Source organism: Pseudomonas sp. GNP013 (assembly GCF_054343995.1).
In genome coordinates this window covers 1966899-1973870 of record NZ_JBTGUT010000001.1, presented here as the reverse complement: position 1 = coordinate 1973870, position 6972 = coordinate 1966899, and the positions used below count along the sequence as shown (strand labels likewise).

The window sequence follows — 6972 nt, the reverse complement described above, 5'->3', positions numbered from 1 at the left end:
CGTGTCCAAAATGAAAAGCTGCTGGCCAAACTGCTCAACGAGCGCATGGCCTTTACCTGGCCCGAGCTCGTCACGCTGTTGCGTCGTCTCGGTTACACACAACTGGAAGGGGCAGGAAGCCGCGTCAAGTTCGACATCGGCGACCCGACGGCAATGATCACCTTGCACAAGCCTCACCCCGGCAACGAACTGAAGCATTACATTCGGCGTCAGATCATCGAACAATTGAAATCAGGAGACCTGATTCAGTGAACAACCAACTGAAACACAAAGGCTACATCGGCTCTATCGAAGCCAGCCTCGAAGACAACTGCCTGTTCGGCAAAGTGCTGTTCATCAAGGCATTGGTGAGCTACGAAGGCAAGACAGTCGCCGAGCTGGACACGGCGTTCCAGGAGGCGGTGGACGATTACCTCGCCACCTGCCAGGCGCTCGGGCAAACACCGGAAAAACCCTGCAAGGGCTCGTTCAATGTGCGGGTCGGGCACGACCTGCACCTGGCGGCTGCGCTTGAGGCCAACCGCAAGAAAGTCACCCTGAACGACCTCACCCGCCAGGCGTTGAATGAGCTTTTACAACATCAAGGTGCCGGTACCTGCACAGTGACCAGTTGACTCCATCGGTGCTGTTGGGTAACTCCATCCCTGTGGCGAGCGGGTTTGCCCTAATGCCAGTCAGTTAAGCGCAGATTCCCTGTGGCGAGCAGGCTTGTCCTGCGTTGGGCTGCGCAGCAGCCCCAAAACCAGACGCTGAGCCGTATCAGGTACACCGCGTTTTGCTTGATTGGGGGCGCTTCGCACCCCAACGCGGGGCAAGCCCGCTCGCCACAATAAGCCCACACATTTTCCTTAACTGAACGGCATTAGGGCTTGCCCCAATGCCGTTCAGTTAAGCGCCGCTCCCCTGTGGGAGCGGCGGTGCTACGATTCGACTTGCCCGCGAAAGCGGTGGGTCTTCAACATCAATGTTTGCTGGGCCGACGCCATCGGGAGCAAGCCCCCTCCCACATTTTGTACAGCGTTCGGCAGACCATTTCGGTCGGCTCTCAGGCCGCCGCGCTCTTGATCTTGATCTTAGGCGCCCCGTCAAACACGCTGGCCGAACGCAGGTTTGGTTAGCCGCGCTGGGCCAAGGATGGCCCATCGCGGCGGCCCACGCTCCAAAGCCTGCATGAGGGCACACCGAGCCTGGGCGAGGTGCCGAGTGTTGGGGGCAAGAGCGTTTTGCTTACTTTTGCGCTTTTCAAAAGTGAGCCGCCGTAAGGGCGGAACCCTAAGTCGTCGTTACCGCAGAAACGGATAGATACACCGAAAAATCGTCTTCGCGAGCAAGTCGAATCGTCGCTTGGGGGCTGCTGCGCAGCCCAACGCGGGGCAAGCCCTAATGCCAGTCAGTTAAGCGCAGATTCCCTGTGGCGAGCAGGCTTGTCCTGCGTTGGGCTGCGCAGCAGCCCCAAAACCAGACGCTGAGCCGTATCAGGTACACCGCGTTTTGCTTGATTGGGGGCGCTTCGCACCCCAACGCGGGGCAAGCCCGCTCGCCACAACAAGCTAGCCTTCGCGCGTATACAACCCATTGATCGCCTTGTGAATAACGTCAATTCGAAATCAAACTAAGGCCAACCCTTGTTTTCTGCCCTTGATTCACTAAGTTTACATTTCGTTTCCTCAATCCCATTTGGTCCGCAGTACCGTCCGATGGCATAGACACTTCGGAGTCATGCTATGAACCAACGCCTCGGCACTGTCGACAACCCTGCTGATCTGCGTGCCTTGCCCACGCAAGCGCTGGCCTCGTTCGCTGATGAACTGCGCAATTTCATCCTCAACAGCGTCAGCGCCACTGGCGGGCATCTGTCTGCGAACCTGGGCACTGTGGAACTGACCATCGCCCTGCATTACGTCTTCGATACCCCCGACGACCGGATTATCTGGGACGTGGGACACCAGGCGTATGCCCATAAAATCCTGACCGAGCGCCGTGCGCAGATGGGCACCATTCGCCAGTTTGGCGGGATTTCAGGCTTCCCCCGACGCAGTGAATCCCCTTACGACTGTTTTGGCACCGCCCACTCCAGCACCTCGATCTCGGCCGCGCTGGGCATGGCCATTGCCTCCCGCCATCACGCGCGCAAGAGGCATTGCGTCGCGGTGATCGGTGACGGCGCATTGAGTGGTGGCATGGCCTTTGAAGCCATGAACAACGCGGGGTTGTATCGGGACCTTCCCCTGCTGGTAATCCTGAACGACAACGCGCTGTCCATCTCGCCGTCGGTAGGCATGCTGCGCGAGCACTTGGACGCGTTGGCCGCCAGGCGCAGTGACGGCCCTTCGGCAAACCTGTTCGAGGCCATGGGTTTCACCTACACAGGCCCCATCGACGGGCATGACCTCGGGCAATTGCTCGACGTGCTCTACACCTTGAAAGACCGTCGCGGGCCCCAATTGCTGCATATCGTTACCGAAAAAGGCCACGGCTACCCGCCCGCCGCGGCCGACCCGGTGCTCTATCACGGGCCGGGGAAATTTGACCCCATCGTCGGTATTCGCTCGGCGGCCCCTGCTGCACCTACGTATACGCAGGTGTTCGGTCAATGGCTGGCTGATGAAGCCGAGCGCGACCCACGAGTGGTCGTGATTACCCCCGCCATGCGTGAAGGATCGGGCCTGGTGGAATTTGAGCGTCGATTTGCCGATCGCTACTTCGACGTTGGTATTGCCGAGCAGCATGCGCTGACGTTTGCCGCAGCATTGGCAGCCGAGGGCATGAAACCGGTGGTGGCCATCTATTCGACGTTCTTGCAGCGCGGCTACGATCAACTGATCCATGACATCGCCCTGCAGCAGTTGCCGGTGGTACTGGCCATCGACCGCGCCGGGATCGTCGGCGCCGATGGCGCAACCCATACGGGCGCATTCGATATTGCCTGCCTGCGCTGCATTCCCAACCTCATCTTGATGGCCCCCGCAGACGAAGACGAATGTCGACAGATGCTGCACACCGCACTGCAACAATCCGGACCCTGCGCGGTGCGTTACCCACGAGGGTCAGCAAACGCATCCAAACCGTGCTGCGAACCGAGGGAACTGCCGATTGGCAAAGGTGAGATTCGTCGCACCAGCACCCAGGCCCACGGGCAGCGCATCGCCGTCCTGGCATTTGGCTCAATGACGCAAAGGGCGCTGGAAGCGGCAACACTGGTCGATGTCACAGTGGCCAATATGCGGTTCATAAAACCGCTGGACGCCGAGCTGATCCTGTCGCTCACGCAGGCACATGACGCACTGGTGACCGTTGAAGAGGGCTGCATCATGGGCGGTGCCGGATCAGCCTGCCTGGAGTATCTGGCCGGCCTGAAACAACGCCCGCCGCTGCTGCAACTGGGCTTGCCCGACCATTTCATCGAACATGGAACACCTGACGAGCTATTAAGCCACTACAGCCTGGACGCAATCGGCATCGCCCGTTCAATACAGCAATTCGCCCGTGAGCAGCAGTTGGGTTCCCTGGCGCCCGACGCTATGTCGGCCTGCCAGGCGAGTGCACGAACATGAACATTTTCCTGGCTCAGCCACGGGGTTTCTGCGCCGGTGTGATACGCGCCATCGACACGGTCGAGCAGGCCCTGGAGCAACATGGCACCCCTGTCTACGTACGGCATGAAATCGTGCACAACCGCCATGTTGTTCGGACATTGCAGGATCACGGCGCCATTTTTGTCGAAGAGCTTGACCAGGTGCCGAGTGGTGCCGTGACCATTTTCAGTGCACACGGTGTGACGCGCGCTGTGGAGCAGGAGGCGTCGCAGCGCCATCTTCATGTGCTGGATGCCACCTGTCCGCTGGTGACCAAGGTGCACAACCATGGCCGCCAGTACGCCTCCATGGGTTATCGGCTGATTCTGATCGGCGAACCCGGACATCCTGAGGTCATCGGCATACTGGGCCAGATAGACGCCTCGATCACCCTGATCCAGACGGTCGATCAGGTCAACGCACTGGGATTTTCTCCCCGTACACCGCTCGCTTATCTCACCCAGACCACCTTGAGCGTCGACGACACGCGCAAGGTGGTCGACGCCCTGAAACGGCGCTACCCCGACATCGTGGGGCCGTCCAGCCGCGATATTTGCTATGCCGTGCAAAATCGCCAGCGAGCCGTACGCGAACTCTGCACACAAGTGGATGTGTTACTGATCGTCGGCAATGCCAACAGCGCCAACGCGATGACGTTGTGCACGTTGGCCAATGACAGCGGCACGCCCAGCTATCTGGTGGCCGACGGCAGCGAAGTGGATCCACGCTGGTTTACACCGCAGATGAGCGTTGGCATCAGTGCAGGCGCTTCAACCCCCGAGGCCTCGGTGCAGGATGTGATTGCAGCCCTGGCACGCATTGAACCGTTGCACATACACACCTTGCCCGGTCGCGAGGAGCACGCTCAGTTTCAACTGCCTCACGGGTTGATCGCCCGACAATAACCGTCACGCTATAACGCAGGAGCAGGCACGATGAATAACCTCCGTCTGGAGATACCGCCGCTGGAATGCCCTTCACCGACGCATATCGATGAAGCGCTTGGCAATCACGTCAACGACCTGTTACTGGCGTGGGTCAGTGAGGTGGGCATATTCGAGGGGCAGACGGACAAGGTACGCGCTTCCAATTTCGGGCGATTTGCGATGCTCTGCCACCCCGATACCGACGTACCGGACCGCCTGCTGCTGTCGGCAAAATGCATAGCGGCGCTGTTCGCGGTGGACGATCAGTATTGTGACGATGAACGCAGCGGCTCGGCTCCCAGGCTGCTGGGCCCGCGCCTGTCGCTGGCACTGGCGGCACTGGACAAGGCCTATCTGACCTCGCCGCACGATTTGTCATTGCAACGCGCGCTGAGCGCCGATCCGGTATTGCGCGGCCTGCAAGGTTATATGAGTCATCTGGCGCGCTACGGCTCCGAGCCCCAGATGGCTCGCGTTCGGCTGGAGACGATTGCCATGTTCGTCACCATGAACGCTGAAGCCTCATGGCGCATCGAACTCAGTCTGCCCTGCGTCTGGGAATACCTGGCGCAGCGACAGGTCAACAGTTTTCTACCCTGCATGGCGTTGATCGATATTGTGGGCGGCTATGAACTGGACGCCGCTGTATATTTCTCCGCGCCGGTGCGCGAAGTGGTCAATCTGGCGGCCAGTGCAACCATCATTGCCAATGACGTCTACTCCGCGCCCAAGGAAGCGCAGCCGCAAATAGGCGACTTCAACCTGCCATTATTGTTGGCTCACGAACAGCACTGTTCCTTGCAGGAAGGCCTGTGGCTGACCGCCGACATCCACAACAGCATCATGCATCAGTACCAAGCCCGGGAACGTGCACTGCTCGAACACGCCTCGCCATCCCTGCAACGCTTCCTGACCGGCGTAAAAGCCTGGCTGGCCGGCAATAACGAATGGCACCGCCACAGCGCGCGCTATCAGGTATGAGTCAGCCTGATTGCGCGCCTGTCAGATCAACCGCTTGATCTGCTTGTGGCGCCACACCAACCGGTAGTACGCGATCTGCAGGGCGAGCATCATCAGGTAGGTCACCGGAAACGCCATCCACACGCCTTCGAGGCCGAAGTGCGCATTGAGCAGGTACGCCACCGGCAGCTCGACGAACAGCACACAGACAATCGAGATCACCACCGGCATCAGCACCACGCCGCTGGCGCGCATGATGCCGCCGATCACGGCCTGGAAGCCGAACACCAGGATGCTCCACAGCATGATGTGCAACAGGTGTTCGGCATTGACCCGCGCGGTGTCGTCGGTGATGAACAACCCCAGCAACCAGTGTGACAGGCCGTAACCCAGCACGATCAGGCCGCCGGTCAGGCAGGTATTGATCAACAGCCCGGCGCGCAGGATCGGCCCGATGCGCTCCACACGCCCCGCGCCAATCGCCTGGGCGCCGAGGATCGAGGCGGTGATGGCAATCGACAGCGCCGGAAACTGCACATAGTTGACGATCTGCGTCACCGCGCCATAGGCCGCGGTGGCTTGGGAACCGTGGCCGTTGACCAGTGCCAGAATCACCAGCTCCGACAACGACAGCACCACCATCTGCAGCCCCGTCGGCAGGCCGATGCGCAGCACCTTGCCGAGGATCGCACGGTCCAGGCGTAACGCCGCGAGCAACTGGCGATCCGGCGCCATCACGTGCTTTTTATGGCGCAGGCGCAGGATCAAAAACAGCATGGCCAGGGTGTTGCCCACCAGCCCCGCATAGACTGCGCTCTGGATGCCCATGGGCGGCAGGCCGATCCAGCCGCGAATCAACGCGGGGGTCAGCAGCAGCCCCGTCAGGGTCGAGACCATCAGCGCCAGCAGTGGCGACACCGTGTCGCTGACCCCGCGCAGCAATTGGGTATAAAGGATGAACACCAGCAGCAGCGGCATGATCAACATCATTACCTGCGCGTAACCCACCGCATCGTCGAGCACGTCCAGCGGTGTACCCAGCGCCTGCAACGCCGGCCGCGCAAACAGGCTGCCCAGCACGGCCGCGATGAGCCCCACCAGCGCGCCGAGGGTCAGCGTGGCACCGGTGATGACCTTGACCATGCCCGTCTCGCCAGCCCCCCACGCCTGGCCGATCAATACCGAAGCGCCCGCCCCCAGGCCGATCACCAGGGCAATGAAAAAGAACACGATGGGAAACATTCCCGACACCGCCGCCAGCGCCTGGGTGCCGAGCATTTGCCCGACATAAATACCGTTTAACGTGCCGGAAAAGCTTTGCAGGAAGTTGGACAGCACCATCGGTGCGAGAAAGAACAGGTAGGTCTGCCACAGCGGGCGTTGCACAAGGTTTTGCATGAAAAAACGGTGCCTCGAAGAACTAACGCATCCACAAGTTATACCGTATGTGGATCCAATGTTCCCGCGCTTGATCAATTTGCTCAATGACAAGTGCGCGAATTACTGATTGG

The 6972-nt window shown here is 60.2% G+C and carries 6 protein-coding genes; 5 read left to right on the top strand and 1 reads right to left on the bottom strand.

Features of this window, described 5'->3' with window-relative positions; translation table 11 throughout:
- Window positions 1-45: 45 nt before the first annotated feature.
- The 5 genes from ACXX81_RS08920 (at window position 46) to ACXX81_RS08900 (ending at window position 5482) form a co-directional block, all read left to right on the top strand.
- Window positions 46-252, top strand: a complete 207-nt coding sequence (locus ACXX81_RS08920) for a type II toxin-antitoxin system HicA family toxin (RefSeq protein ID WP_186351039.1) — start codon at window positions 46-48, stop codon at window positions 250-252.
- Entirely contained in the window at window positions 249-614 is a 366-nt protein-coding gene (locus tag ACXX81_RS08915) for a type II toxin-antitoxin system HicB family antitoxin (RefSeq protein ID WP_209982420.1), read from the top strand. The genes ACXX81_RS08920 and ACXX81_RS08915 overlap by 4 nt, the downstream gene beginning before the upstream one ends.
- 1110 nt (window positions 615-1724) lie before the next feature.
- Window positions 1725-3554: a 1-deoxy-D-xylulose-5-phosphate synthase gene (gene dxs / locus ACXX81_RS08910; protein ID WP_322213755.1), complete on the top strand. Its 1830-nt coding sequence runs from the start codon at window positions 1725-1727 to the stop codon at window positions 3552-3554.
- Entirely contained in the window at window positions 3551-4480 is a 930-nt protein-coding gene (ispH, locus tag ACXX81_RS08905; RefSeq protein ID WP_458571529.1) for a 4-hydroxy-3-methylbut-2-enyl diphosphate reductase, read from the top strand. The genes dxs and ispH overlap by 4 nt, the downstream gene beginning before the upstream one ends.
- Before the next feature lie 30 nt (window positions 4481-4510).
- Window positions 4511-5482, top strand: a complete 972-nt coding sequence (locus ACXX81_RS08900; RefSeq protein ID WP_209982426.1) for a terpene synthase family protein — start codon at window positions 4511-4513, stop codon at window positions 5480-5482.
- A 21-nt stretch (window positions 5483-5503) separates the two neighbouring features.
- Here the strand turns inward: ACXX81_RS08900 and ACXX81_RS08895 are convergent, their stop codons facing one another.
- Window positions 5504-6859 (bottom strand): MATE family efflux transporter, encoded by a 1356-nt coding sequence (locus ACXX81_RS08895; protein WP_209982429.1) that lies wholly within the window; start codon window positions 6857-6859, stop codon window positions 5504-5506.
- Between the last annotated feature and the right edge of the window lie 113 nt (window positions 6860-6972).

What these genes read in the sequence shown, in the direction of transcription:
- ACXX81_RS08900 (WP_209982426.1), top strand. Translation starts at nt 4,511, where the DNA reads ATGAATAACCTCCGTCTGGAGATACCGCCGCTGGAATGCCCTTCACCG.
- ispH (WP_458571529.1), top strand. Translation starts at nt 3,551, where the DNA reads ATGAACATTTTCCTGGCTCAGCCACGGGGTTTCTGCGCCGGTGTGATA.
- ACXX81_RS08920 (WP_186351039.1), top strand. Translation starts at nt 46, where the DNA reads ATGGCCTTTACCTGGCCCGAGCTCGTCACGCTGTTGCGTCGTCTCGGT.
- dxs (WP_322213755.1), top strand. Translation starts at nt 1,725, where the DNA reads ATGAACCAACGCCTCGGCACTGTCGACAACCCTGCTGATCTGCGTGCC.
- ACXX81_RS08895 (WP_209982429.1), bottom strand. Translation starts at nt 6,859, where the DNA reads ATGCAAAACCTTGTGCAACGCCCGCTGTGGCAGACCTACCTGTTCTTT.